Origin of the sequence: Bifidobacterium cebidarum (genome assembly GCF_009193305.1) — a bacterium.
GTDB classification, from domain to species: Bacteria; Actinomycetota; Actinomycetes; order Actinomycetales; family Bifidobacteriaceae; genus Bifidobacterium; species Bifidobacterium cebidarum.
The window spans coordinates 111,574-136,379 of sequence record NZ_WBVS01000003.1 but is presented as its reverse complement, the minus strand read 5'-3'; the positions used below and the strand labels follow the sequence as shown (position 1 = coordinate 136,379).

The 24,806-nt window shown below is 58.1% G+C and carries 23 protein-coding genes and 2 tRNA genes; 18 read left to right on the top strand and 7 right to left on the bottom strand.

The window, feature by feature from the left end:
* The first annotated feature begins 18 nt into the window (after positions 1–18).
* The 11 genes from tig to F7D08_RS04190 all read left to right on the top strand — a co-directional run bounded on the left by tig (position 19) and on the right by F7D08_RS04190 (position 10,001).
* Positions 19–1,404 carry a trigger factor gene (gene tig, locus F7D08_RS04240; RefSeq protein WP_152209447.1) on the top strand — a complete coding sequence of 462 codons (1,386 nt, stop codon included), beginning with the start codon at positions 19–21 and terminating at the stop codon, positions 1,402–1,404.
* 155 nt (positions 1,405–1,559) lie between these two features.
* Positions 1,560–2,951: a chloride channel protein gene (locus F7D08_RS04235; protein WP_152209446.1), complete on the top strand. Its 1,392-nt coding sequence runs from the start codon at positions 1,560–1,562 to the stop codon at positions 2,949–2,951.
* Positions 2,935–3,312, top strand: a complete 378-nt coding sequence (locus tag F7D08_RS04230) for a transcriptional regulator (protein ID WP_152209445.1) — start codon at positions 2,935–2,937, stop codon at positions 3,310–3,312. The genes F7D08_RS04235 and F7D08_RS04230 overlap by 17 nt, the downstream gene beginning before the upstream one ends.
* Before the next feature lie 104 nt (positions 3,313–3,416).
* Entirely contained in the window at positions 3,417–4,034 is a 618-nt protein-coding gene (locus F7D08_RS04225; protein WP_152209444.1) for an ATP-dependent Clp protease proteolytic subunit, read from the top strand.
* Positions 4,035–4,039: 5 nt separating this feature from the next.
* Entirely contained in the window at positions 4,040–4,744 is a 705-nt protein-coding gene (locus F7D08_RS04220; protein WP_100494184.1) for an ATP-dependent Clp protease proteolytic subunit, read from the top strand.
* 93 nt (positions 4,745–4,837) lie between these two features.
* Complete coding sequence (clpX, locus tag F7D08_RS04215; RefSeq protein WP_152209443.1) at positions 4,838–6,211, top strand: ATP-dependent Clp protease ATP-binding subunit ClpX; 1,374 nt, start codon at positions 4,838–4,840, stop codon at positions 6,209–6,211.
* Positions 6,212–6,352: 141 nt separating this feature from the next.
* Positions 6,353–6,426: transfer RNA gene (locus F7D08_RS04210), tRNA-Arg, on the top strand.
* A gap of 29 nt (positions 6,427–6,455) precedes the next feature.
* A tRNA-Arg gene (locus tag F7D08_RS04205) sits at positions 6,456–6,529 on the top strand.
* Positions 6,530–6,592: 63 nt separating this feature from the next.
* Positions 6,593–7,807, top strand: a complete 1,215-nt coding sequence (locus F7D08_RS04200; protein WP_152209442.1) for a MalY/PatB family protein — start codon at positions 6,593–6,595, stop codon at positions 7,805–7,807.
* A gap of 119 nt (positions 7,808–7,926) precedes the next feature.
* On the top strand, positions 7,927–9,228 hold the full coding sequence (locus tag F7D08_RS04195; protein WP_152209441.1) for a Na+/H+ antiporter NhaA: 1,302 nt from the start codon (positions 7,927–7,929) through the stop codon (positions 9,226–9,228).
* The gene (locus tag F7D08_RS04190) at positions 9,225–10,001 is read left to right on the top strand and encodes an LOG family protein (protein WP_152209440.1); all 777 of its coding nucleotides are present in this window, start codon (positions 9,225–9,227) and stop codon (positions 9,999–10,001) included. Before F7D08_RS04195 ends, F7D08_RS04190 begins: the two co-directional genes overlap by 4 nt.
* A gap of 71 nt (positions 10,002–10,072) precedes the next feature.
* Here the strand turns inward: F7D08_RS04190 and F7D08_RS04185 are convergent, their stop codons facing one another.
* From F7D08_RS04185 to F7D08_RS04160, 6 genes are all read right to left on the bottom strand, one after another.
* Complete coding sequence (locus F7D08_RS04185; protein WP_152209439.1) at positions 10,073–10,738, bottom strand: O-methyltransferase; 666 nt, start codon at positions 10,736–10,738, stop codon at positions 10,073–10,075.
* A gap of 73 nt (positions 10,739–10,811) precedes the next feature.
* A complete protein-coding gene (locus tag F7D08_RS04180; RefSeq protein ID WP_152209438.1) occupies positions 10,812–11,738 on the bottom strand; it encodes a succinate dehydrogenase/fumarate reductase iron-sulfur subunit in 927 nt (308 codons plus the stop codon).
* 75 nt (positions 11,739–11,813) lie between these two features.
* Positions 11,814–13,685, bottom strand: a complete 1,872-nt coding sequence (locus F7D08_RS04175) for an FAD-binding protein (protein WP_152209437.1) — start codon at positions 13,683–13,685, stop codon at positions 11,814–11,816.
* Between the two features lie 102 nt (positions 13,686–13,787).
* Positions 13,788–15,287 carry a DNA-processing protein DprA gene (locus F7D08_RS04170; RefSeq protein ID WP_152209436.1) on the bottom strand — a complete coding sequence of 500 codons (1,500 nt, stop codon included), beginning with the start codon at positions 15,285–15,287 and terminating at the stop codon, positions 13,788–13,790.
* Positions 15,284–16,822 (bottom strand): YifB family Mg chelatase-like AAA ATPase, encoded by a 1,539-nt coding sequence (locus F7D08_RS04165; protein ID WP_152209435.1) that lies wholly within the window; start codon positions 16,820–16,822, stop codon positions 15,284–15,286. The genes F7D08_RS04170 and F7D08_RS04165 overlap by 4 nt, the downstream gene beginning before the upstream one ends.
* A gap of 14 nt (positions 16,823–16,836) precedes the next feature.
* Positions 16,837–17,337: a YraN family protein gene (locus F7D08_RS04160; RefSeq protein ID WP_152209434.1), complete on the bottom strand. Its 501-nt coding sequence runs from the start codon at positions 17,335–17,337 to the stop codon at positions 16,837–16,839.
* A gap of 246 nt (positions 17,338–17,583) precedes the next feature.
* On the opposite strand from F7D08_RS04160, the gene F7D08_RS04155 reads away from it, so the two are divergent.
* The 4 genes from F7D08_RS04155 to F7D08_RS04140 are packed head-to-tail and all read left to right on the top strand — an operon-like array spanning position 17,584 to position 20,913.
* Positions 17,584–18,333, top strand: a complete 750-nt coding sequence (locus F7D08_RS04155) for a response regulator transcription factor (protein ID WP_152209433.1) — start codon at positions 17,584–17,586, stop codon at positions 18,331–18,333.
* On the top strand, positions 18,333–19,667 hold the full coding sequence (locus F7D08_RS04150) for a sensor histidine kinase (protein ID WP_152209432.1): 1,335 nt from the start codon (positions 18,333–18,335) through the stop codon (positions 19,665–19,667). The genes F7D08_RS04155 and F7D08_RS04150 overlap by 1 nt, the downstream gene beginning before the upstream one ends.
* Complete coding sequence (locus F7D08_RS04145; RefSeq protein WP_152209431.1) at positions 19,664–20,257, top strand: hypothetical protein; 594 nt, start codon at positions 19,664–19,666, stop codon at positions 20,255–20,257. The genes F7D08_RS04150 and F7D08_RS04145 overlap by 4 nt, the downstream gene beginning before the upstream one ends.
* On the top strand, positions 20,254–20,913 hold the full coding sequence (locus F7D08_RS04140; protein ID WP_152209430.1) for a hypothetical protein: 660 nt from the start codon (positions 20,254–20,256) through the stop codon (positions 20,911–20,913). The genes F7D08_RS04145 and F7D08_RS04140 overlap by 4 nt, the downstream gene beginning before the upstream one ends.
* 90 nt (positions 20,914–21,003) lie before the next feature.
* Here F7D08_RS04140 and F7D08_RS04135 read toward each other — a convergent pair whose 3' ends face one another.
* On the bottom strand, positions 21,004–21,681 hold the full coding sequence (locus F7D08_RS04135) for a hypothetical protein (protein WP_152209429.1): 678 nt from the start codon (positions 21,679–21,681) through the stop codon (positions 21,004–21,006).
* 207 nt (positions 21,682–21,888) lie between these two features.
* On the opposite strand from F7D08_RS04135, the gene F7D08_RS04130 reads away from it, so the two are divergent.
* The 3 genes from F7D08_RS04130 to F7D08_RS04120 all read left to right on the top strand — a co-directional run bounded on the left by F7D08_RS04130 (position 21,889) and on the right by F7D08_RS04120 (position 24,705).
* Entirely contained in the window at positions 21,889–22,629 is a 741-nt protein-coding gene (locus tag F7D08_RS04130; RefSeq protein ID WP_152209428.1) for a hypothetical protein, read from the top strand.
* 99 nt (positions 22,630–22,728) lie between these two features.
* Positions 22,729–23,481, top strand: coding sequence for a hypothetical protein (locus F7D08_RS04125; protein WP_152209427.1), 753 nt, complete (start codon positions 22,729–22,731; stop codon positions 23,479–23,481).
* Positions 23,482–23,517: 36 nt separating this feature from the next.
* Complete coding sequence (locus F7D08_RS04120) at positions 23,518–24,705, top strand: hypothetical protein (protein ID WP_152209426.1); 1,188 nt, start codon at positions 23,518–23,520, stop codon at positions 24,703–24,705.
* Positions 24,706–24,806 lie beyond the last annotated feature (101 nt).

Below are 24,806 nucleotides of genomic sequence, written 5' to 3'. Positions count from 1 at the left end.
TTTTGAGGAGTCATTAGCGTGAAGATCAGCGTTCGTAACCTCGAGCCCACCAAGGTGAAGCTCACCGTCACTGTTGAACCGGAAGAGCTCGACCCGTTCCTGGATGAGGCCCGTAAGGAAATCGCTAAGCAGGTGAACGTTCCCGGCTTCCGTAAGGGCCACGTTCCCGGCAAGATCATCGACCAGCGTTTCGGCTTTGCCGCCGTCGCCGGTGAAGCAGTGAACAACGCAGTGCCGGAGCTGTACTCCAAGGCTCTCGAGGAGAAGAAGATTCACCCGATGGCCCAGCCTGAGTTCGATGTTCAGGAAGTCCCGCAGTCCGCTAAGGATGAGACCAAGCTGAAGTTCGTGGCCACCGTCGAGCGTCGCCCGGTCATCGAGCTGCCGGAGATCGATGGCATGGAAATCGCCATCTCCAAGCCGGAAGTCAAGGATGAGGACGTCGACAAGCGCCTCGAGGCTCTGCGTCAGCGCTTCGGCACCCTGGTCGGCGTCGATCGCCCGGCCGCCAAGGGCGACTTCGCCAACATCGACCTGTCCGCTGAGATTGACGGCGAAGTCGTCGACTCCCAGGAAGGCGTGAGCTACGAGCTTGGCTCCAACACCATGCTCGACGGTCTGGATGAGGCTCTCGACGGCCTGTCCGCCGGCGAGGAGACCACCTTCGAAGGCACCCTGGAAGCAGGCGAGCACGAAGGCCAGAAGGCCCAGGTCAAGGTCAAGGTCAACTCCGTCAAGGCCGAGGAGCTGCCGGAGCTGAACGATGAGTTCGCTTCCGAGGCTTCCGAATTCGACACCCTCGAAGAGCTCAAGGCCGACATCCGCAAGGCTGCTGGCCAGGATGCCGAAGGCCGTCAGGCCACCGAGGCCCGCGATGCCTTCATCGCCAAGCTGCAGGAAGGCCTCGAGATCCCGGTGCCGAAGGGCGTCAAGGCCAACATGGTCGAAGAGCAGCTCAAGGGCATGACCCCGGACCCGGAGAAGGCCACCAAGGAGCAGAAGGACGAAGCCGAGAAGACCGTCGAGAAGGATCTGCGTGATCAGATGGTGCTCGACGCTCTGGCTGAGAAGCTTGACGTCAAGGTCTCCCAGTCCGATGTATTCAACTTCCTCGCCTCCATCGCCCAGCAGTACGGCATGGATCCGAACGCCTTCATCCAGGCCATCATCAAGAACGGCCAGCTTGGCTCCGCCGTGCAGGAAGTCGGCCGCTCCAAGGGCCTGCTTGCCGGTATGCGCGCTGTGAAGTTCACCGCCGACGGCGAAGTCGTCGATCTCTCCGGCTTCCTGGGTGACGCCGCTGAGGATGAGGAAGCTGAGTCCGTCGAGGCCGCTTCCGCTGCCGCCGCTGTGGCTGACGAGCTGTCCAAGTCCGACGAGGACAAGGCTGCCGACGCTGAGTGAGCTTAGCGACTACGCGTGAGCGTAACGATTAGTAAGGCCCGGAACCGTCTATGGTTTCGGGCCTTATTGATGCTGGCCGCTGTATGCAACAGCCCTAATCGGCGGTACCGCGTGCCAGCTGCAGCAATCAGTAAGTCATTGTCGGAGGAAGTACCATGTCGCAAACCATCGATTACAAACGCATAGGCTGGCTGGCTGCTGCAATCATTGGATTAAGCGCATTGATTGGTGCGGGCGCCGGTTTGCTGACCTTGCTGCTCTATGGCGTCGAACATGTGATGCTCGGTTATATCGAAGGAGCGCAATTACCGGGGCCATTTGGCGTACTTGCCATACGGCGCGGCATTTCGGTAACGCTCGGTCTTACCATCGCCGGTGTGCTCTGGTATTTTCTGCGCACCAAAACCACGAAGGTTCCTTCGGTCAAAAAAGCCGTATCGGGGGAGCGGATGCCGGCTTGGCAGACCGTGACGCATGTGGTGCTGCAGATTTTCATCGTTGGATCCGGTGCTTCCATCGGCCGCGAAGTGGCGCCGCGTGAACTCGGTGCCATGTTGGCACAGCGTTTCTGCGATGTGTTTCATATTGAGGGAATCGGTGGCATTGATCGCCGCATGGTAGTTGCCGTGGCGGCAGGCGCCGGTTTGGGCGGCGTGTATAACGCGCCTCTTGCCGGCATGTTCTTTGCCGTGGAAATTCTGCTGGTTGATGTGACGCTTGAAAAAGTGGCGTTTGGACTCGGCATGTCTGCCGTGGCGGCGTTTGTGGCCAGCGCCATCAAAGGCCATCATACGTTTTACGACATCACCGCCATGCAGCCGCAATCTACGCCGTCGCTCATGCTCTTCGCGATTCTATGCGGTGCCGCCTGTGGCATTGCCGGTGCCTTGTTCCGCAAAGGTTCCTCATGGGCGGAATCACATAAGCCTGCCGGTAAAGCGATGCTATGGCAAATGCCTCTTGCCGGCCTGACCACTGGTGTGGTGGCGGCACTGGTGCCGCAGGTTATGGGCAACGGGCGCGCCGCGGCGCAACTTGGATTCAGTACCTTCCTATCCGAAACCGCTGATATGTCAGGTGCCACGCAGTCAACGTCCTCCACCGCCCAATCACCATGGACATTGCTGCATTCGCTATTGACGTCTCTCGGCCTCACCAGCTGGAATCCGTGGATCATGATGCTTGCGGTATTGGCACTGACATTCGCCGCCAAAGCATTGGTAACGCTGATGACCATTCGTTCTGGTGCCTCCGGTGGCGTGCTGCAACCGGGCATCGCATTGGGCTCCACGTTGGGTGCCATGCTGGGGCTGTTGTGGCTCCTTGCGTTCCCCTCTGACTCAGTGACGGCTTGTGCGCTGATTGGAGCCGCTGCGCTGCTTGCAGCCTCGCAGCAGGCTCCGTTGATGGCCATGTGCTTGGTTATGGAACTGACCGAAGCGCCCATTGCGTTCTTCGTGCCGGTGGGATTGGCCGTGGCCACATCCGCATTGGTGTCCACATGGATGTTAAGCGCAATCAAAGGATCCCATGTCGCAAAACACTGAAGATCGCAAGGCATTGGAATTACTGGACGCCGAATCCCTGAGCGAGCGTATCGCTTATTACCGCAAGCCATTTATGGTGTTGTGGGCGGCGATTCAGGAGGCCTCCAGCGAATTGGTCGAAGACTACGGGCTGAGCCAGGATATGGCGCAGTTATGGGTCGCCGAACAGATGCGGCAGGTGTCGGATTCTCTGGTCGATCGGCTTGCGGAAAAAGCGGTGGCGCATGGAGCCAGCAAATCGAATGTGGCGCGTGCCGCCGGCGCGAGCCCCGCGAACGCCGAACGCCGGTTCCCCAGATTGAAAGGGGACGGTGCTCGCGAACGCCTGCTCATTGATGATGTGCTCGATGCCATGGAGTGAGGCCCGTGCCTACGCTGGCCGCCAAAATGCAGGCCAATATCCGTCTTCCGTCGCTTCAAGGCGGTAGTCTGAACAATGTTCGAGTTATTAGAAGGAGTATCAAGGTGAGCAATACCTTTGCGACCTTGCCGGTCATGGCGGGCGAAGACGTCCCGGCCGGCCCCGTCGACCCGATTTTCAACCGTCTGTTGAAGGACCGCATCATTTGGATGGGCGAAGAGGTCAAGGATGATATGGCCAATCGCATCTGCGCCCAGCTGCTGATGCTGGCCGCCGAAGATCCCAAGAAGGATATCTGGCTGTACATCAACTCTCCAGGCGGTTCCATCACCGCCGGCATGGCCATCTACGATACCATGCAGCTCATCGAGCCGGATGTGGCAACCGTGGGTCTGGGCATGTGCGCATCCATGGGCCAGTTCCTGCTGAGCTCCGGCACCAAGGGCAAGCGTTACCTGACCTCGCACGCCCGCGTGCTGATGCACCAGCCGTCCGGCGGTATCGGTGGTACCGCGACCGACGTATGCATCAACGCCGAGCTCATCATGGATATGAAGAAGACCATGAGCGAGCTGACCGCCGAGCAGACCGGCCACACGGTTGAGGAGATCTACCGTGACAACGAATACGACCATTGGTTCACCGCTCAGGAAGCCTTGGAATACGGCTTCGTGGATAAGCTCGTGACCACGCCGGACACCATTGGAAACAAAGGGGAGTGAGCCGTATGGCAAGTGAAGAAGCAAAGTTCGCGGCCCGTGCCGACCGTCTGGCCGGTCGTCAGGGCGTAGCTGGTTTCATGCCGGCAGCCGCCCGTGCTCAGGCCTCCCAGATGCCGACGAACCGTTACATCATGCCGCAGTTCGTGGAGAAGACCCCGTATGGCATGAAGACCCAGGATGCCTACTCCCGTCTGTTCGAGGATCGCATTATCTTCCTCGGCGTGCAGGTGGACGACGCCTCCGCCGATGACGTGATGGCCCAGCTGCTGGTGCTGGAATCCCAGGATCCGAACCGTGACGTGATGATGTACATCAATTCTCCCGGTGGCTCCATGACGGCCATGACCGCCATCTACGACACCATGCAGTACATCAAGCCCGACGTGCAGACCGTCTGCCTTGGTCAGGCCGCTTCCGCAGCCGCCATTCTGTTGGCATCCGGCACCAAGGGCAAGCGCCTGATGCTGCCGAACGCCCGTGTGCTCATCCACCAGCCGGCCATCGACCAGGGCTTCGGCAAGGCCACGGAAATCGAGATTCAGGCCAAGGAAATGCTGCGCATGCGCGAATGGCTGGAGAACACGCTGGCCAAGCACACCGGCCAGGATGTGGAGAAGATCCGTCGCGATATCGAGGTGGATACTTTCCTTACCGCTCCCGAGGCCAAGGAATACGGCATCGTGGATGAAGTACTGGAGCACCGCCAGTAATCGGATGTACCGTTGATTGTGACTCCCCTCATCGAGGGGAGTCACACGTGTATTAAGACGCTGAAGGCACTGGAACAATGCAAAGGGGCACGTATGGGACGCGTGGTGAGCTACAACGATGACATACCACGTTGCACGTTCTGCGGCAAGACCGAGCGGCAGGTCAAAAAACTTGTCGCCGGCCCCAATGCCTCCATTTGTGACGAATGCATTGCGCTGTGTGTGGACATCATCTCCGAAGAACGGGTCAAAGACGCCGAGGTCAATTCGTTGAGTCTGCCTAAGCCAGCACAGATCTTCGAATATCTCAATCGATATGTGATTGGTCAGGATGATGCCAAACGCACCTTGTCCGTGGCCGTCTACAACCATTACAAACGTGTCAATATGGAATTGCGCGAGGCCGCCGAAGAGCTTGACCAGAATGCCTCCGGCGAGCCGAACGATGCATCTCAGAATCCAGTCGCGCGCCAAACGCGACTACGCCGTGAAGGGGATTCGCTCGCTGATGTGGAAGTGGCCAAATCCAATATTCTTCTGCTCGGCCCCACCGGTGTGGGTAAGACCTATCTCGCACAGTCGTTGGCCCGTGTGATGAACGTGCCGTTCGTCATCACTGATGCCACCACACTGACTGAAGCGGGTTATGTGGGCGACGATGTGGAAACCGTGCTGCAGCGGTTGCTGCAGGCCGCCGATGGTGATGTGAGCCGCGCGCAGCACGGCATCATCTACATCGATGAGATCGATAAAATCGCCCGCAAGTCCGGGGAAAACACCTCCATCACCCGTGATGTGTCCGGCGAAGGCGTGCAGCAGGCGCTGCTCAAGATCCTCGAAGGCACCATAGCCTCCGTGCCATTGGAAGGTACACGCAAACACAAGGAGCAAGAGACCGTGCAGATGGATACGCGTGGCATCCTGTTCATCTGCGGCGGCGCGTTCGTCGGGCTTGCTGATATCGTGCGTAAACGTCTGGGGCGCCGGGAAACCGGATTCGGCACGAACTGGCATAATGCCGATTTGGGTGATACACAGTTGCTTGAACAGGTCAACGCGGATGATTTAGCGGAATTCGGTTTGCTGCCGGAATTTATCGGCAGACTGCCGGTGACCAGTGTGCTCAAGGAACTGGATGTGGATGATCTGGTGGCCGTACTTACCGTTCCCGCGAACGCACTGGTCAAGCAATACCGCAAACTGTTCGCCGTGGATGGCGCGGATTTGCAATTCACCGACAAAGCCATACGGGCCATCGCCGAAACCGCCATAGGGCAGGGGATTGGTGCACGAGGCCTTCGCTCGATTATTGAACGGACGCTGCAGGATACGATGTTCCAGATTCCTAGCTTGGATGATGTGCGTCAGGTCATCGTGGATAAGGCCAGTGTGTTGGGGCAAAGCAGTCCGAAATTACTGCGTGAAACGATGCAACTGGAGAACAACCATCAACGGTGTGAGGCATAGTAGCAGTAGACAATAATGCTTAAAAACCGCAGAATACTGCGGTTTTATAGTGTAGTTGCATTGCGACACGCCGGTATGTGCACTGGGTTGCGAAGCTTCAAAGAGTGTGTATTATAAATCGAGTTGTCTGAACGACAACATGCGCCAGTAGCCCAGCGGATTAGAGCAGCTGACTACGGATCAGCAGGTCGCAGGTTCGAATCCTGTCTGGCGCACTCCCGAACCACGGGGATGACAGTGGTATGCGCCAGTAGCCCAGCGGATTAGAGCAGCTGACTACGGATCAGCAGGTCGCAGGTTCGAATCCTGTCTGGCGCACGATAAAGCCTCGAAAGCGAAATGCTTCCGAGGCTTTTCCAATTCTGCAGAAAGGACTAGGCAGTGACGCAGGCGCAGCAGTCTCAGTACGATTTCGATACCGTTCTTGAACGCCATGGTTCGACATCAATCAAATGGCACATGATTGAAGAGGAGATGGGACCGGATTCCAAGGATGTCATTCCACTGTCCGTGGCGGATATGGAATTCAAACCGGCTCCTGAAATCGTTGAGGCCCTAGTCAAGGCCGCCGCCAATGATGTGTTCGGCTACGATTACGCCACTGATGATTACTTCAACGCATTCATTGGCTGGATGCGGCGCCGCCATCATTTCACAGTGAGCCAAGAGTGGGTGAGCCTGTCCGATGGCGTGATGCCTGCCATCAACACCGCATTGCGAGCTGTGACCCATCCGGGAGATAAGGTCATCATTCAGCGCCCGGTCTACTATCCGTTTACGTTCGCCTCGGAACGCAATGGACTGACCATTCTCGACAACGAACTGGTACTGAACGAGGCCGAAGGCCGTTATGAGATCGATTTCGATGACCTCGAGGCCAAGGCTTCCGATCCACGTTGCACAGCCATGATTCTGTGCAACCCCCATAATCCGGTCGGCCGCGTCTGGACCGCCGAGGAGCTGACCCGTATCGGCGATATCTGCCTGAAGCACGGCGTCTACGTGCTCTGCGACGAGATTCACGCGGACTTCGCCCACCCCGGTCACCAGGTCACGATGTTTGGCACGTTGGGTGATGCATACGCGGATATCCTCTTTGAATTCACCGCACCGACCAAAACCTTCAACTTGGCCGGTCTCCTGTGCTCGAATGCTATCATTCGCAATGCCGATCTGAAGCGACGCTTCGATGTGGCGGCCGAGAACATCGGTGGATTGACGGTCAGCCATTTCGGTCTTGTAGCTTGCCAAGCCGCATACAACCATGCCGAAGCATGGCTGGATCAGCTGCTGAAGGTACTGGAACGCAATGTGACTCTAGTACGTGAATTTGCTACCCGTGTGGATGGCATCCGATTGATTGAGCCGGAAGGTACCTACTTGGCTTGGTTGGATTGCCGAGGCCTTGGTTTCGTCGATCCTCAGGCACAGTGTGGCTTCCTGCGCGATGAGGCGCGCGTCTGGTTTGATGAGGGTTCCTTGTTCGGCCATTCCGGAGACTTCTTCGAACGCATCAATCTGGCATGCCCAACCGCGCTGCTTGAACGCGTGTTGAACAACATCGAACAGGCGTTGGCTGCTCGGCAGAAAGGCTGATTTGGCATCGAAGGAATGATGTGATTACTTAAGCCCGGGGCAATCGTTCCCGGGCTTTACCGTAATATGGGTAATCGGTTTCGGCCGCAGGGCAGTCGGCCATAAGACGAGGAGCGGTAATGACAGGAACAGGGGCCAAACGGAGTGCATGGAGCGTGATCAAGCGGATTGCCGCCTCCGATCGCATCTCCGGTCTCATCATGCTGGGCTTTGCGCTGATCGGTCTGGTATGCGCCAACCTGCCATGGACCTACCATCTGTTTGAGATTATCGCGGAAACGCACATCGGTATTCCTCACACCAATATCGATTTGCCGGTCGGTCATTGGGCGCAAGATGGATTGCTGACGATCTTTTTCCTGACCGTCGGTCTCGAATTGAAGCAGGAGCTCACCACCGGCTCACTTTCCAATCCCAAGGCGGCGGCCGTGCCGATGCTTTGTGCGGTGGGCGGCATGTTGGCTCCGCCAGTGTTGTTCCTGCTGACTATTGCGGTGTTCTCCCAATATGGTCCTGGCAGCACCGGCAGCCTGATTCTCACCACCACCGGCAGCAGCATACCGTTTGGCGAGATGGCGCACGGCTGGGCCGTGCCTACCGCCACCGATATCGCCTTTTCGCTGGCTGTGCTGGCACTGTTCGCCAAAGCTCTGCCAGGCTCGATTCGCGCGTTTCTGATGACGCTGGCCACCGTGGACGATTTGCTGGCGATCATTTTGATCGCATTGTTCTTCTCATCGGTCAACGCCTGGTACTGGTTCCTTGGCATCGCTGTATGCGCGGTGGTGTGGTCCATGTTGGTGCGTATGCGCCGAGTGCCGTGGATCGCCGTTGCTGTGGTAGGCATTCTTGCGTGGATCATGATGTTCGAAGCCGGCGTACATCCGACGCTCGCCGGCGTGGTGGTGGGACTCTCCACGCCGTCTCGTGAAGTGTTCGGCGAGACCACGCCACGTGCCGCACGATACGCCGAAAAACTCCAGCCGTTCTCCGCGTTGTTGGCCTTGCCGATATTCGCCTTGTTCGCCACCGGCGTGCATTTCGAGGAGCTGAGCCCAGCGCTGATGCTGTCCCCGCTGGTGATTGCATTGGTTGTAGCACTCGCCGTAGGCAAGCCATTGGGCATCATCACGACCGCATGGCTGGCGACCCATGTGGGCGGATTGAAGATGGCCAAAGGATTGCGCGTACGCGATATGATCCCCACGGCGTGCGCCTGCGGTATCGGCTTCACCGTATCCTTCCTGATTGCGTCTTTGGCATACAGCAATGCCGAGCTTTCCGCGGAAGCCCGGTTCGGCGTGCTTGTGGGGTCATTGGTATCCGCGGTAATATCCGGCATATTATTAAGCCGTCAATCCAAACGGTATGAACAGGCGACGGCACTGCACAACATGGCACACGAAGAAGGTAACGTATGACGGAGGAACAGCAGACCCCGGCAATGAACGAGGATTATTCGCCATTGGGAGATACCTACCATCGTGGTCCGGTGATTCTTCGTGGTCAGATGATTCCCTCGGATAACACCACCGCCAATTTACTGAAAACCGATCAGGATACCGATTGGCTGCATATGGATCCGTGGCGTGTGCTCAGAATCCAATCGGAGTTCGTGGACGGATTCGGGGCCCTTGCCGAGCTTGGACCTGCCGTGGCGATTTTCGGTTCAGCACGTACCGCACGAACCGAGCCATCGTATAAAGCGGCACGACGTATGGGCACCCTCCTTGCCAAGAACAACATCGCGGTCATCACCGGTGGCGGTCCGGGCATTATGGAGGCCGCGAATAGGGGAGCGGCGCTCGCCGGAGGCAAGTCGGTGGGGCTGGGCATCGAGCTGCCTCATGAGCAGGGGTTGAACCAGTGGGTGAACCTCGGCATGAGCTTCCGATATTTCTTCGTCAGGAAAACGATGTTCGTCAAGTACAGCTCGGGCGTCATCGTCTGTCCGGGAGGCTTCGGCACGCTGGATGAGATGTTCGAATTACTGACACTGGTGCAGACGCACAAGGTGGCGAATATGCCGGTCGTATTATTCGATAAAGCCTACTGGCAAGGGCTGTTCGACTGGCTGAACGGGCCAGTGAAAGAACGCGGCATGATTTCCTCCATCGACCCACATCTGGTCACGGTCACCGATGATCCCGAAGAGGCCGTTGAAATCGCCACTAGCACCATTGGTGTGCAATAGCGAATAAAAAACCGTGCCACTGTGTATCAGCTTCAGCGGCACGGTTTTTTATTATTCGCTATCAAAAAGTATTACTTCTTAAACGCGAGCAGCAGACCCGTGCCGTCAGGCGTCAGGGTCGACTCGAAGTTCTCGTCTTCTTCCACTGTGGCGATCAGTTCACGCATGGCCACGGCCTTGGCGCTGCGATCAGCAGCATCGAGCACACCACCGTGATCGCCATAGGTGGCCAGAGCATCGGTAAAAGCGATGACGCCGTGCGAACGCAGCAAACGAGAGGCCTGGGCAAATGTGGACGCATAGTTGGCGGCATCGCCAGCCACGACGATCATATCGTAATCATTGGCGTTCAACCGGGGAAGGAACACGCTTGCCGCGGCATTGACCGCACGCAATGACGTATCGGTGGTGTCCTGCAGCTCAGAGAACGCCTTGCGAATCATCGCGATGCCTTGCGCGGTGGAATCGACGGCGGTGAGTTGCCCGGTGCCGTTCAATGCATGCACCAATTGCATGGTTTCCACCAAAGAGCCCGTGCCGATGGCAATTACTGAAGAAGCGCCGGTAATACGCGCCAGCAGGGCCAGCAGCTGCGCCTGGGCTGCGGATCCCTGAGGCTGGCCCGTCTGTTCGGCTACTTCGCGGGCCGCAACAACCGGTTGGGCTTCACGCTGCCTGGCATGATCCTCGGCAAATTCCCATGCCTTGGCAAGATTCGTATACTGCGTCTTATCCATAACCGTTCCTCTATATAGTGTGCTGCTCAATGCTCATAGTGCTCAATCGTTGAGCGTTGCCATGCGGCTCCGATCAGCGTTCGCGGACTTTGGCCACGATCTGCCACATCTCCTCGCCGACGTCGATGCCACGCGGGCAATGACGGGAGCATGCTCGCACCGACTGGCATGCGGCCACGCCATCAGCGGTATCGATGGCATCCATGCGTTCCATGGTTTTGGCGTCCCTCGAATCGTTGATGAAACGGGATGACCAAATCAATGCGGCCGGGCCAATGAAGGCGTCGCCACCGGCGAATACCGGGCAGGAACCTTCGCATACGCCACAGGCGATGCAGTTGCTGAGCGTCTCGTACTTGGCAAGCTGCTCAGGGTGTTGCAAATACTCGAACGCGTTCACCTTGCCCTCTTCGGTGGTGGCGAGCACGCCATCGGCCTCAAGATACGGGGTGAGTTTGCGAATCTGGTTCAGCATCGGATCGATGTCTGCGATGAGATCACGCTGCGGCGGGAACCCAGGCAGGGGAGCGAGCTCGATGACACCGAGAGAAGCGCCATCGTCGGATGCGCCACCGTCGGATTCATCTTCGCCAATATGGCGGAATCCTTCGTCATCCACCTGGGGCAATGCGCCCGGCTGCTTGGCCCAGTCTCGAATGGAGGCCGTGCATAGCAATGTCGGGGTGCCGTTGATGGACACGGCATCCGATCCGCACATGCCATGGCCGCACGAGTATCGGAAGGCAAGCGTCGGATCGATGGTGCGTTTGATGGCCAGCAGACAATCCAATATGGTGTCTTCTGGGCGGGCGGGAATCGTATACTCCTGCACCCACTGTTTACCACGTGGACGGCGACGGGACGCCGACTCGGAACCGCCGCCGAACGGAGAGCTCTTACGGGCGAACGGGCTACCGCCGCGAGCACGCTCAGCGCGTTCGGCGCGTGGCGCGAACCGGTGTACCTGAAGGGTAACCGTTGTGTTGCTCGCCTCAACCATGCTTTGCCTCCATGAAACAGTGCGTCATTATCTGACTAATCAGCCAACCTATTGTGCCACAAGCCCTGGGCCGGGTCAGTATTCACGCTTCTTGGGTGGGTAATCGGTAATGATCACCGGTTTGAACGTCACCGTACCGTCGGCAGAGACCATGGAATGCGCTAGGAAATGCTCATCGTCTCGTTCGGGGAAGTCAAGTCGGCGCATCGAGCCACGTGATTCATGGCGGGCGTCGGAAGCTTGCAGCACCGCTTCGGCAAGTTCGATGAGGTGACGTACCTCCCAAATGGCTGTCACCTCCTGATTGAACGCTGCCGTCTTGTCATGCGCATGCAGAGCCTCGGCGGCGGGCCTAATGCTGGTGTTCAGCTGTTCCAGTGCGTTTCCGATAGTGTCGGCGCTGCACCGTACCGCCAAGGCGCGCTCCATAATGGAACCCAAACGGGCCATGAGCGCATAGGCGTTCTCATCGCCCTCGCCGTGATCAGACTGTCCAGCCGCAGTGGACCCTTGCAAAAGCTTGTCGAGCTCCTGATTGCGCATGTCGGCGGCTTGATCGACTGCGGCGGTCAACAGCTCATCGGATGCATCGTCCGCCATAGGAGAGCCGGCGGGGTTCTCGACGATGCGTGCCGCTAGCGTGCGCCCGGAACGCGTGCCGAACAGGCATGCGTCGAGCAATGAGTTGCCGCCCAATCGGTTCGCGCCATGCACGGACACGCAGGAGCATTCGCCGGCCGCAAACAGGCCGTCTACCACAGTGCGACGGGTGCCGTCCCAACGGTAGACTTCGCCATCCGTGGTGATGGGCAGACCGCCCATCGTGTAATGCGCCGTGGGCTTGATCGGAATCAGATCCTTGGCGGGATCGAGATTCGCGTATTGTTCGATGGTCTCCACCACCTGAGGCAGCGCCTGGGCCATACGCTTGGGATCGATACCGGTCATATCCAGCCAGACGCAGTCCTTTGGACCATTGGGATCCTTCGGGTCGGCCACGCCTCGGCCTGCGTCGATTTCGGCCATGATGGAGCGGGACACCACATCACGGGCCGCCAGGTCCTTGTGTTCGGGGGCGTATCGTTCCATGAACGCCTCACCCTCCGCATTGCGCAGAATACCGCCTTCGGCGCGGGCCGCTTCAGAGAGCAGGATGCCCGTATGCGCAAGTCCAGTGGGGTGGAACTGCACGAATTCGATATCCTCAAGCTGAAGGCCTGATGCAAGGGCCAAGGCCATGCCGTCGCCGGTCAAATCCCAGGAGTTCGATGTGGTATGGAACAGCCGGCCTGCACCGCCGGTGGCGATTAGCACATTGCGGGCATGAATGGCATGGATCTTGCCGGTATGGGTGTCCATCGCCACGATGCCGGCAGCCTGGCTACCATCCTCGGTGAGCACCAGATCGGTGACGTACCATTCCTCCGCGAATTCGACGCCTTGTGCCACGCACTGCTGCCAGAGCGTATGCAAGATCTGATGGCCGATACGGTCAGCGGCATAGGCGGCGCGCTTGACCGGTTCTCCGCCGAAATCACGGGTATGACCGCCGAATCGTCGTTGGGCGATATGCCCGTCTTCGGTGCGTGAGAACGCCACACCCTGACGCTCCAGATTGATGACGGTTTCCGGCGCATACTCGGCGAGCAGCTTCGCGGCATCCTGATCGACCAGCCAATCGCCGCCCTTGATGGTGTCGTAATAATGCCAATGCCAATCATCGGATTCGATATTGCCTAGGCTGGCTGCGATGCCACCTTCTGCGGAACCGGTGTGCGAGCGCAATGGCTGCAATTTGGAGACCACGAGAATCTTCGGATCGAGACCCTGTTCCCTCAGCTCCGCGACCTCGGGGGAGCGCAGCAAACCGAGCGCAGCCGACAGGCCGGCGGCTCCGGCGCCGACGATGACCGCATCATACATATCTTCCAAACGTTTCGGACTCATGGGTTTGATTCTCGCACACCCGCCGAACAGAGTCCGTCAATCATCAATGCCTGCGGTGCGGGACAAGACCGGCAAGTGATGTGGATGATAGGCGAAAGACAGTCAGACAACCAAGTCGCTGAGCACCATGGCATCCGCCTTCCTCGTCACGATACCCGCCAGTTCCATGGTGCCGAGTATTTCCAATACCGTGGCGATATTCGTAATATCATCCGGGGCGCTGGTCTTGGCCATGCGCAGCAGCGCGTCAGGTGTGGTGATCAGGTGCCGTTTGTTGCATTCTCGGATGAGGGCGGCCATCAACCGCTGCGATTCCGGCAGATTGCTGAGCTTGATGACTTGCGCTTTGCCGTCGGCCGCTGAGGGCTGATTCCTCAAATCGGGCATGTTGGAAACGTCCGGCTGTTGCGGCCGATGCTGATTGCGCGCGTTTCCCGGAAGATGTTGTTGCTGGGCATGCTGTGTCTGCCGTGCCTCCTTCGGCGGTTGTGATTGATTCGTGTCTGGTTCATGGCGTGGCGGGTCGAACGCCATGATGGGTCGATGTGGCTCATGGCAGATGTCTTCTATCCGGGTTGCCGCGCATAGCAGCACGGCTTTCTGCTCGTTGATGATTTTGTTGCATCCGGCATTCACCGGCTGGTTGATGTCTCCGGGTGCCGCATAGACCTCGCGCATCAATTCGCACGCCCATCCCGCGGTGTTGAGCGCACCTGAACGCAGGCGGGCCTGGGCGACCACCAATGTGGAGGAAAGCGCCGCGATGATTCGGTTACGTAATAGGAACCGTCTGGCTTCAGGAATCACATTCGGACACAGTTCGCTGATCAGTGCTCCTGATTGCCCCTCGATGCGTTCGAACAGTTCGTGGTTGCGCATGGGGCCCATATGATTGAGACCACCCGCGAACACGGCGACCGTTCGCCCGATACCGGATTGATTGCGTCCATGCAATGCGTTTAAGGCACCCCAATGCGCGGCGGCGTCGGTGCCCATGGCTCCGCCGGATACTACTAGATGCCCTGAGACGGCAGCCTGCTCAGCTAGGGTATGAGCAACATATCTGCCATATTCGGTGACATCGCGCGATCCCACGATGCCTAGAGGTTTATCGCAGCTGGTAAGCGCTCGAGGATCGCCCTTGCCCCAGAGACACAATGGTGGTGCCCAGTCGGACCGAATGGCCAGATCCTCCAATTGTTGAGGCCACCAGGGACTGGCAGGAGTGACGATCCATTGCGTGCCGTCCACGGTGAACCAGTCGGCAAGAGCCAATGGATCGCGATTCGGCAGATCCTGCATGCGATTATGCCAACTGGCCACCGCCGTGCGGAATGCGTTCATGATGGCGTTCGAGGGTTTGCGACCCCAGCGAATCAACCCTTCGATGAACATGCGCTCCAGTTCCTTCATCGCAGGTTCGCAGTTGCTGCTGGAGCCGCTCGGGTGCGCTTCAACGAGTATATGCCATATGGTTTCCGCCTGGCCGGCGCCTTTCAGCGTGGCGTACATCGAGGCGTCTGCCCCATCCAGGCAGAAGGTGAGCGCCGCCCGAAACAGGGCGTCGCGTGACAGTATCGGTATGGGATTGTGTTCGGTCATGACATCCTCGTTCTCAATTCGATGCCCTGATGGACATCCTGTTCGGTTGGGCTGGTTCTGCCGTCCAGATCGGAAAGCGTCCATGCGAGGCGCATGGCTCTATCCGCGCCTCGCAACGTGAGCTGATGGTTGTTGAGCGCTTTATTGACGAGTTCGACGGCTTTGAGCGACGTATTGGCATGCAGCCATTTGCCGGACGCCTGAGCGTTGCAGGTCCAGCCGAACTGTTCGAACCTGCGCATTGCCATACGCCGTGCCTGAATCACGCGGGCGCGAATGGTTTGGCTGGACTCTCCCTGTGGTTCGGATTGCTGGACGATGCGGGACACTGGCGGGACTGCGAGCTGAATATCCACGCGGTCGAGAATCGGGCCGGAAAGTCTGGAGAAGTAGCGCATGCGTTCCTTCTCCTTGCATGTGCAGCGCTCGCCGGTGCCGTAATAGTAGCCGCATGGGCATGGATTCGCAGCCATGATGAGTTGGAATGCGGCGGGATAGTAGGTGCTGCCTTTTGAGCGGGAGAGGGCCACGTACCCGGATTCCAACGGCTCGCGCATGGTTTGCAACGCGCGTGCGCTGAATTCCGGAGCCTCGTCGAGAAACAGAATGCCGCGATGCGCCCTGGTGATGGCGCCGGGTGTTGCCAGACCGCTGCCTCCGCCCACCAGCGCCGCTGTCGTGGCGGTATGATGTGGTGCTTCGAAAGGAGGCACATCGGTGATGCCATATTGCGGCAATGTGCCGCACAATGATCGGATGGACGCCACTTCCAGTTGCTCGGCCTCATCCAGAGGGCACATGATGCCAGGCATACGTGATGCGAGCATGGTTTTGCCCGTTCCGGGAGGTCCGGTCATGATGAGGTTATGCCCGCCTGCCGCAGCCACCTGCAAGGCCCATTTGGCATGCTCCTGACCTAACACTTCGCTCATATCCCCGCAAGGGTGAACGCCATCGGTTTGGGACGTGGCGTCTATGGCATCTTCGCTTCCCTGGGGCAGTTCGGGCATACGATAGGTGGCTTTCCCTCCCATGAGTTCGATGAGCTCGCCCACATGTTGCACGCCGACCACATCCATGTTCTCCACCATCCGGGCTTCGTCAAGGTTGCGGTACGGGACGATCAGCTTATGGATGCCGCGCTCTTTGGCATGCAGCATAATGGGAAGCAGACCATGAATCGGCAGTACCGAACCGTCGAGGTTCACCTCTCCGAGCACGATCGTATTCTCCAGACAACTGTGGCTGATGGCGTTTGCCGCGCATAGTACGCTCGCCGCTATTGCCAGGTCATGCGATGATCCTCGTTTCGGCACTGACGCCGGACTCATATTGACGGTTACCCGCGTTTGCGGCCAGGAAAAACCGCTGGCCTGACATGCGGAACGCACGCGTTCGCGTGCCTCGGATAGTGAAGTGTCCGGCAGACCAATGATGGAAAAATAGGGTAGTCCCGGACTGATAAATGCCTGCACTTGGATGATGAAGGCTTTTAATCCGATTAATCCTACGGAGAATGTGCTTCCGATGGGCATTGCTGTGACTCCTTCTAGAACGCCGCGATGATGTGGCGCACCAACGGTTTCCCCATATCCATCACAATGGTGATGACGTCGAAACGAATCGAGATATGAGGTATGCGGTTACGCCTGTCGATCAGCCAATCGCATGCGGCACGTCGAAGATTCATCTGTTTGGCGTGGGTCACCGCCTCCTGAGGCATGCCGAAATGCATGTTGCGCCGTGACTTCACCTCCACGAACACGATGGTTCGGCTTGGTGCCATCATCACGATGTCCAGCTCGCCGTATCGGGTGTGCCAATTGCGGCTCAACGTTTGCCAACCTTGCTGTTCCAGCCATGCCGCGGCGTAATGCTCGCCAAGAACTCCGAAACGTTTGGCGGAGAGCAGAGGGTCCGCCATCAGCGTGGCCAGATGGTCCAATGGTTCGCTCATGTGCTCATGCGGTGAATCCAACATGGGCTGTTGGTAATGTTGCACGGCATCGTTGCCGGCTTCAAGGATCTGCGATGATAGGGAAGTACTCATGTATCCACTGTGCAGGTTGACCGTTTCGCCGCACAAGCGCAACCGGTAAATGTGGATACTATGACGGGGTTTGGCGTGTTGTGGATAACGTGTGGATGGAAACCGGGTTATCCACCGTTTGTTAAGGCAGTAGGCATGTGATGAGGCTTTGGTTGTCATCCACGGGATGACAACACGCCTTATAGTGACAAGTTCACTGATGCTACGGTAGCCGTAGAAGGGGCGGCAGCGAAGCCGCAGGAGGGCATGAACATCATGAGCGGCGACGATCAACAGTTCAATCAGATATCCAATCAAGCGGCAATAGAAGGCAACGTGGATCACAACCATCAATCGCAGCAGCAGGTCGTGCGCCCCATCGTCACCATCGGACTTGTGGACAACGACGCCTTCTCGCTCGCTTTCCTCGAACGCTCCATCAGCGAGCTCATGCCGGAAGCCCGCATCGTTTGGAAAACCACATCAGGCAGGGACGCGGTCACCCGTTGCCTCGACCCGCGGCAAAGCCCCAATGTGCTCCTGACCGACATGTCGATGGACGAACTCTCCGGACTTGTGGTGTGCAAAACCATTCGCATCAAAACCGCACGTGTCAAGATTTTGGCCGTCACATCGTTCTCACTCGCCGTGTATTCCGGCAAAGCCGCCGCAGCCGGCGCACAAGGCATTGTGCCTAAATCAGTCGAAACGCCCATCATCGAAGCGATCCGCACGGTGGCCTCCGGCGGCACATGGGGTGAAGGCTTCGAAACCGCGGCGCAGGCGCATGCCCGATTAAGCGGGCAGCGCATGCCTCGTCAATTTCTCCTGTCCGACCGCGAAGCCGAAGCCATGAACCTGTGCTCCAGAGGGCTATCCACTGACCAGATCGCCGCTGAAATGCAGGTCAATGCCTCGACTGCCAAAACCTATCTCACCCGTGCCATCCATAAGCTCGGTGTTGCTTCACGTGGCGCGGCCGTGGCCTTGTGGACCGGTGCAGCAGAGGGGGAGTGATGAACGGCAAACCCGCTGCGGAAGCAGTCCACTGGATTCGGGCGCATTGGTTCCGGCTTGCCATCGCGGCATTCACGCTCGCGGCCACCCTGATCGAATGGTCGGTGATACCACCGATATACCCGCTGAACTTCCTATTCTCCGGTCTGTCGGTCATCGCCATTGTGCTTTCGCCGTTCATCCCACGAATCTCAGGATGGCTGATTATCGTTACCGTGGTGGCCAGACTGTTCGTGCTCGATCTATCCGGCCCGAACCCGTTGTGGGCGGCGTATCTGGCGCTTGCCATCATCGGGTATGACAGTGCGATTCCCGTGGCGGTGGCCGCATTGCTCACGGTCACGATTGCCGAATGCGTGCCGGTGGCTTTGAACACCTTCAATGCGCTTTCCGCCACATGGATCGGCATGGTTAACTACATCGGCATGTTCACGCTCGCCACCATGGGCGGCATGTCGTTCCGATGGCGCAAACAACGCGATGAGATTCGCGAACAAGCCTTGGCCCTGGAGCGCAAGCAATGGCAGTTGGATACCCTGCAACGCAACACGCGCCTGGCCTCGCGCATCCATGATTCCGCCAGTGGCGGGCTCTCATACATCGCGTTGACCGCGCAACGCGAGTTGCGACGCATCGGCGATGACGCGGCATATCACGACGAACAGCAGGATTGGCGGTTCGTCAACGATCAGGCCTTGTCCGTGCTCGATGAAATCCATCATGTCATCGATTTGCTTGAGCAGCCGCAATCGTCTGAGCCATCGTCACATGACTCCAATGACTCCAATGCGGAGCATTCCGCCACCGATTCTGCTCTGGAACCCTCCGCGAGTCCCATACCGAAACGTTCATCCTGCGACAACGCCACGTCCGAGCAGTGGAGCAAACTTCAGACGGCAATACAACAGGCGCATAGCAAGCTCGCTCATTTGCAATTCACAGGAAACATCGAAACGCGTGGCAATCTGCCGGACAATTGCGCAGACGAATCAGCTGAGGAAACCATTAACCTGCTCGGTGAAATCACAGCTAATATCACCCGGCACATGAGCCCAGATGCCGGCGAATACTGCTGTGTGATTACTTTCGGTACAACCACCATCGAAATCATGGAAACCAATCCGATTGCCCGATCAGGCGATGACGGACCGAATGCCGACGGCAGCATGCCAGCCGCCCTCAAACCGCACGGCAGCGGGCTCGCCATGCACAAGCGCATCATCCACGATCTGGGAGGTGAGCTGAACACCACAGCCGAGGATGGCGATTGGATACTGTATGCCCGCATCCCTATGCATCCTGGTTCATCAGCACCTGAGAGGCGCGCATCATGACCAGGATGACAAGGATTCGTGGCAGCAATCAGCCACATGAGCAACACCAACAGTATTCACAGCGCGTCTTCGCCGTTGGAGTCGGCCGCTGGCGGCGCCGCCATCTCAAGGTTGCTCTCATCCTTGCCGTATGCATCGCCATCGCCGTACTGCTGACATCGTTGCTTCCGCAACCGTGGAGCGACGTGGCGTCCAATGCGCGCAACGGTTCCAGCCGTACGTTGCCCACTGGCAGCGAACATCCAGAATTCACCGGGCCGAACAAGTACGAGGCGTTGACCGCTTGGAACAACCTGCACACCGAACTCGGACGCAACATACTCGAGGACGGCGTGGTGACGCCGGACGAGCTCGTCGAAGTGCGCAAGGCCTATAACGCATGTCTATCCGTCTACGGAATGCAAGCCAAAACGATTACGGACAGTAACGGTGAAGCTATAGGTGAGAGCGTCGTGCCGATTCGCGGATCGATGAGCGGCGAACAACAATCGTCGATCGTCAGCCAATGCGGCACCGAATCCGATTACCGATGGCTGGAACCATTGGCCAACATCCAGGCCTCCGAACAATCGACAAAGGAGTCGCAATGAACAAGCAATATGGCAGATTTCGATTGGTAAAGGTCATGGTCGCCGCCGTCGCCGCAAGCTGTATATTGTGTTCGGTGTCAGCTTGCGCATCATCTGCTGCGCAGTCTCAGCCGCAAACCAGCGGGGGGATTGACCTCAATGCCCACTATGGAACGGAATTGCGTGAGTCCCGCGAGCAATTGAGGCAGAACGGCAATGATTTCGCTGCGGGCATCCTGGACGACGGCATTATCGCGGACAGTGAGCTGGCCGAACTCAACAATCGCGTCGTGCAGTGCTTGGGCGATCTCGGCTATGACAAGGAATCCATCACCATGGGCGAGCTGGGCGAGATGAGCATCTATCCGCCGAGTGGGGCGACGCAAGAGGATCGGCAATCATGGGGTGCTTCCGTGAACCAGGACATGCAAACCTGCACCGAACGCAATGGTGCGAACGCCATCTGGCAGCTGGCCAGCGCCGCGCAATTGAATCCGAACAACGACGGTAAGGATGTAAGACAGACCATCATCGATTGCTATATCAAGCAGGGGATAGTCGGCGAATCATATTCGATTGATGATTATGAGCGAGACAGCAGAAACGGCACCGGTCCGTTCAGCGAAGCACAACGCGCGAACGCAGATTTCCAGCAGAAGCTTGAGACTTGCGAGTAAGTCATGCGGCGGGCTTGACTGACGAGTGGCATAGAAAAGCCTCCCTGTCTTAAGGAGAAGTCTGAAGGGGAGACGTGAGTGCCTTACGATCTACTTGCGAGGATCGTCGTTGCATTGGACCCAGCTCTCGTAATTCTGTTCGCTGTAGTACTTGCCGCCGGGATTGGTGAACTGCTGACTGAACTGGGCGTATTCTTCGCCATCCGCGTCGACTATCGGAACATCTTCCGCGGTGAACTCCGAACCGACCGCACCCTTGCGCTTCAGGCACTCCGCCAGATCCTGGCGTATCTCCTCCGCTGTACGGTTGCGCAGTTCGCCATCAGGATCTTCAAGCAATGCGTTGTAGAGAGCCGTGATGAACATCTGACCTGATTGTCTGGAGCAAACGCTGTCCTGCTCATGGAACCTCTGCTGTTCGGCGTCGCTCATATTGCCTGTTTGCATTTGGGCGGAGCCATCCGGGTTCACATAGTCATACACGAACCCGGCATCCGCCATGCAGGACTGGTATCGGCTTGCTACCTCCGTGGCCTCCGCCTCGGTGATCTGCTCGTCGCTCAGCACAGTCTGTGCGAACGTGTTGCCGTTTTCGTGGGCCTGATCGTAGCTCAACCGGAAATCCTCAGCCCAAGGGCCTGAAAACGTAGGCTCGCCTTTCGGCTGTTTGGCAGTGCTCGACGATGATGCACTGCATGCAGCAGTGGAGCACGTCACAGCGGCAGCCAGTGCCAACACGGCCATACGATGTGCCAGTACGCGCTTCATGGGAGTCCTCCTTTGCGAGATTACCGGCCGGTACTTGACGCTGATGCGAATGCGACGGTTTTCCGGCTAGATATCCTTGCCTGCCGATGATTCCACGGTACCTTTGCTGCTTTGGTTTCGCACCGATACCTGTAATCTTCGCGACTACAGCGGTGTGATGATTTCCGAGCCATCATGCCTATGCTGGATTGAGACAGGGAGGTCATCATGGTTGGTTGGGGAACGAACAAAGGGCGCATGCAACATGATGTTCGGCATGTGCTTGCGCTGCTGGTATCCGCGTCTGTGCTTGCGGCATGCGTAGCTTGCGGTTCGCCGTCGAATGCCACGGCAGATGGCACGACGTCGCAATCCACTGCCGCCGCCTGCAAGGCACCGGATTTCTCCGGTCCATTCGCCAATGAATTCAAGGATTCCTACAAACAATCCAAAAGCGATTTGGGCAAACGTATTTTGGAGGATTGCCAAATCACCGATGCGGAGCTCAATGAGATCCTGGACGCTCAAAACGCATGCCTGGCGCCATACGGATTGGTCGCCACGAAAAACCAACTCGCCCGGTTGCGGGACAGCGCGCTGACCGAGGCCGAGATGAACCAGAAGAACACGGAATGCGCCGAAAAGACCGATCTGTGGAATGTTGAAGCATTGTACGACGAAATGCAGGGCAATCCGGGCAACCTCGGCACCGAGGCGCTTCAGAAGGCGTCATATCAATGCCTCAAGCAGCGTGACCTGTTGCCCAAGCCGTTGAGTGAACAGGAATATCTGGCGATGGAAGTCAGCAGTGCGGACGGTGAGGCGCAGATAGAGGAGAAGACCCGCACATGGAACGAGTTCTACCACATCTACATGGAATACAACGATGACGGCAGCAGGAACTCCGACTACAACGCCGATAAAGCCCGGCAATTCTGGCAATGCCAGTCCGATCCGCTGAACCAGTGATCGATCACGTAACCCATCAGATGACATAGATGCTGGGATTCCGGGCATGAGCTCAATACGATGCATAAAAGAGAGGCAGTGAAAGGCGAGGAGGCCATCATGCACAAGAGATATTCGACGCCACTGGGCGTGCAGGCGAGCCGAATGATGATGTTGATTGCGGCCGTTGCACTCATGTGCGTGATGCTTGCCGCGTGCGGTTCGTCCTCGAACGCTGGAAGCACTGCCAAGGCAGCCGCCATGAACGGCGAGCCCACCTTCTCCGGCCCGTATGCCGCCGAATTCAAACAGGAATACGAGAAAGCACCCACCGATCTGGTCCGGAACATTCTCAAAGACGGCACAATCACGCAGACCGAGGTACAGGAGGCATACGACGCCTATAACAAGTGCCTCGAACCATACGGATTGCAAGCCACTTGGAACGCGGAACAAGGCGAATCCATGGGGCAATTCCGCGGCTCGATGTCCGACGACGAACAACTCAAGATCATGGATCAATGCCATGCAAAAACGGGGGCAGGCAATATCTCCAGCCTGTACATCGCCATGCAGAATAATCCCGACCATGTGGACCAAGTCGACCTCGAACGCAAGGTCTACCAATGCTATGCCAAGCATGACCTGCTGCCGAGCCCCATCAGCGAGAACGACTACATGAGCACGATGAGCACGGTAGGACTCACTGACAAGAGCCAGTTCGAAACCAACCTCAAACGTTGGCACGAATTCTTCGGCGAATACATGAGCACCACATTCGATGGCCAGCCCAATCCAAACTACAAATACGACCAGAATTCAGCGAAAGGGCAGCAGTTCTGGGCATGCCAGTCCGATCCGCTGCATCAATAACGGCAACATCACGAAACAGCGAGGGAGGGCGGCGCCATGACTCAGGGGAGCAAAACAGTGGCCAGAACAACGGCAGTCCGTAACGAACGCAGAGCCGCACGCAACGGCGTGGCAATCTCCATCGTGGTACTGCTGGCGTTGGTGATGGCCGCGATGGGGGTGAGTGTGGGCTTCCTGTTGACCCGCTCCAAAATCCCGCCTTCACTGGTCTCCAATACCGAAGCCGGTACGGTGAACGTGGCGGCCGCTCAGTTCGATGACTCCCGTTCGGTCGCATTGACCGTGAGCCTGGGAGAGTCCTCGGTGGTCGCTTCGCCGACCTCCGGTACCGTCACCGGCATCTCCGTGGGCGCCGGCGCGTCTATCGCATCCGGGCAGGTGGCGTTCAACGTCGATGCCATGCCGGTCCTGGCGTTGCATACCGATGTGCCGCTGTATCGGGAGCTCAAAAGCGGCATGCGCGGACCAGACGCGACGGGGCTCAACGCCGCGCTACGCAGACTGGGCTACAATGCTCCGGATTCCGATGCAATGACTTGGGACACCATCACCGCCTACAATGCGCTCGCGCAATCCGTGGGCGCACGTCAGTTGAGTCGCGATAGCGGCTGGGCCATCGACCCCGGTTGGTTCGTATGGTTGCCTGCCGATTCGGTGACGGTCAAGCAAACCTCCATTGCCATAGGCCGGCAGGTCGCGGCAGGGCAGGACCTGTTCACCACGGCCGCAATTCCGTTCAAGGCGACGTTGCCGGCTGCTGCCGCGGATGTGGTGGCAGGGGAGCGCGTGATCACCATCGGCGATCAGACATTCGATGTGCCGGTTGACTCCACTGAGCTGACCGATGCTGCATTGCTGTCTGCCATCAATAATTCCGTGGCCTTCCGCATGGCCTCACTTGGTTCGGATTCCAGCGGTGCAATGAGTGTGGGCGGGGTTGCGGCCGGGAATGCCGCGGGCTCTTCCGCTGGCGGAACCGTAAACGTTTCGTATGACTGGAAACTGAAGCAGCCGTTGACCGCGCTGAGTGTGCCGCCATCCGCCATCTATGATGCGACTGCCGGCTCAGGCTGCGTGAGCGTCGATGCGAAGCCGGTGCCGGTATTGATTATCGCCTCGCAGCTTGGTAAGACCATGGTCAGCGTTGGTGATGATCAGGCATTCGACCATGTGGATGTGACGCCGCGGACCGCTGCGCATTGCACAGCCCAAGGCGGTGAGTGATGTGACTGCGGCAATGGGATCGGCTTCGCCGATAGATTCATGTGATGTCTCTCCCTCAGTCTCGCGAAGCTCGACAGCTCCCTCGTCAGAGGGAGCCGGCA

Coding starts and splice junctions, on each gene's coding strand:
- F7D08_RS04235 (WP_152209446.1), top strand. CDS start 1,560: ATGTCGCAAACCATCGATTACAAACGCATAGGCTGGCTGGCTGCTGCA.
- F7D08_RS04230 (WP_152209445.1), top strand. CDS start 2,935: ATGTCGCAAAACACTGAAGATCGCAAGGCATTGGAATTACTGGACGCC.
- F7D08_RS04220 (WP_100494184.1), top strand. CDS start 4,040: ATGGCAAGTGAAGAAGCAAAGTTCGCGGCCCGTGCCGACCGTCTGGCC.
- clpX (WP_152209443.1), top strand. CDS start 4,838: ATGGGACGCGTGGTGAGCTACAACGATGACATACCACGTTGCACGTTC.
- F7D08_RS04195 (WP_152209441.1), top strand. CDS start 7,927: ATGACAGGAACAGGGGCCAAACGGAGTGCATGGAGCGTGATCAAGCGG.
- F7D08_RS04190 (WP_152209440.1), top strand. CDS start 9,225: ATGACGGAGGAACAGCAGACCCCGGCAATGAACGAGGATTATTCGCCA.
- F7D08_RS04185 (WP_152209439.1), bottom strand. CDS start 10,738: ATGGATAAGACGCAGTATACGAATCTTGCCAAGGCATGGGAATTTGCC.
- F7D08_RS04180 (WP_152209438.1), bottom strand. CDS start 11,738: ATGGTTGAGGCGAGCAACACAACGGTTACCCTTCAGGTACACCGGTTC.
- F7D08_RS04175 (WP_152209437.1), bottom strand. CDS start 13,685: ATGAGTCCGAAACGTTTGGAAGATATGTATGATGCGGTCATCGTCGGC.
- F7D08_RS04170 (WP_152209436.1), bottom strand. CDS start 15,287: ATGACCGAACACAATCCCATACCGATACTGTCACGCGACGCCCTGTTT.
- F7D08_RS04165 (WP_152209435.1), bottom strand. CDS start 16,822: ATGCCCATCGGAAGCACATTCTCCGTAGGATTAATCGGATTAAAAGCC.
- F7D08_RS04160 (WP_152209434.1), bottom strand. CDS start 17,337: ATGAGTACTTCCCTATCATCGCAGATCCTTGAAGCCGGCAACGATGCC.
- F7D08_RS04155 (WP_152209433.1), top strand. CDS start 17,584: ATGAACATCATGAGCGGCGACGATCAACAGTTCAATCAGATATCCAAT.
- F7D08_RS04150 (WP_152209432.1), top strand. CDS start 18,333: ATGAACGGCAAACCCGCTGCGGAAGCAGTCCACTGGATTCGGGCGCAT.
- F7D08_RS04145 (WP_152209431.1), top strand. CDS start 19,664: ATGACCAGGATGACAAGGATTCGTGGCAGCAATCAGCCACATGAGCAA.
- F7D08_RS04140 (WP_152209430.1), top strand. CDS start 20,254: ATGAACAAGCAATATGGCAGATTTCGATTGGTAAAGGTCATGGTCGCC.
- F7D08_RS04135 (WP_152209429.1), bottom strand. CDS start 21,681: ATGAAGCGCGTACTGGCACATCGTATGGCCGTGTTGGCACTGGCTGCC.
- F7D08_RS04130 (WP_152209428.1), top strand. CDS start 21,889: ATGGTTGGTTGGGGAACGAACAAAGGGCGCATGCAACATGATGTTCGG.
- F7D08_RS04125 (WP_152209427.1), top strand. CDS start 22,729: ATGCACAAGAGATATTCGACGCCACTGGGCGTGCAGGCGAGCCGAATG.
- F7D08_RS04120 (WP_152209426.1), top strand. CDS start 23,518: ATGACTCAGGGGAGCAAAACAGTGGCCAGAACAACGGCAGTCCGTAAC.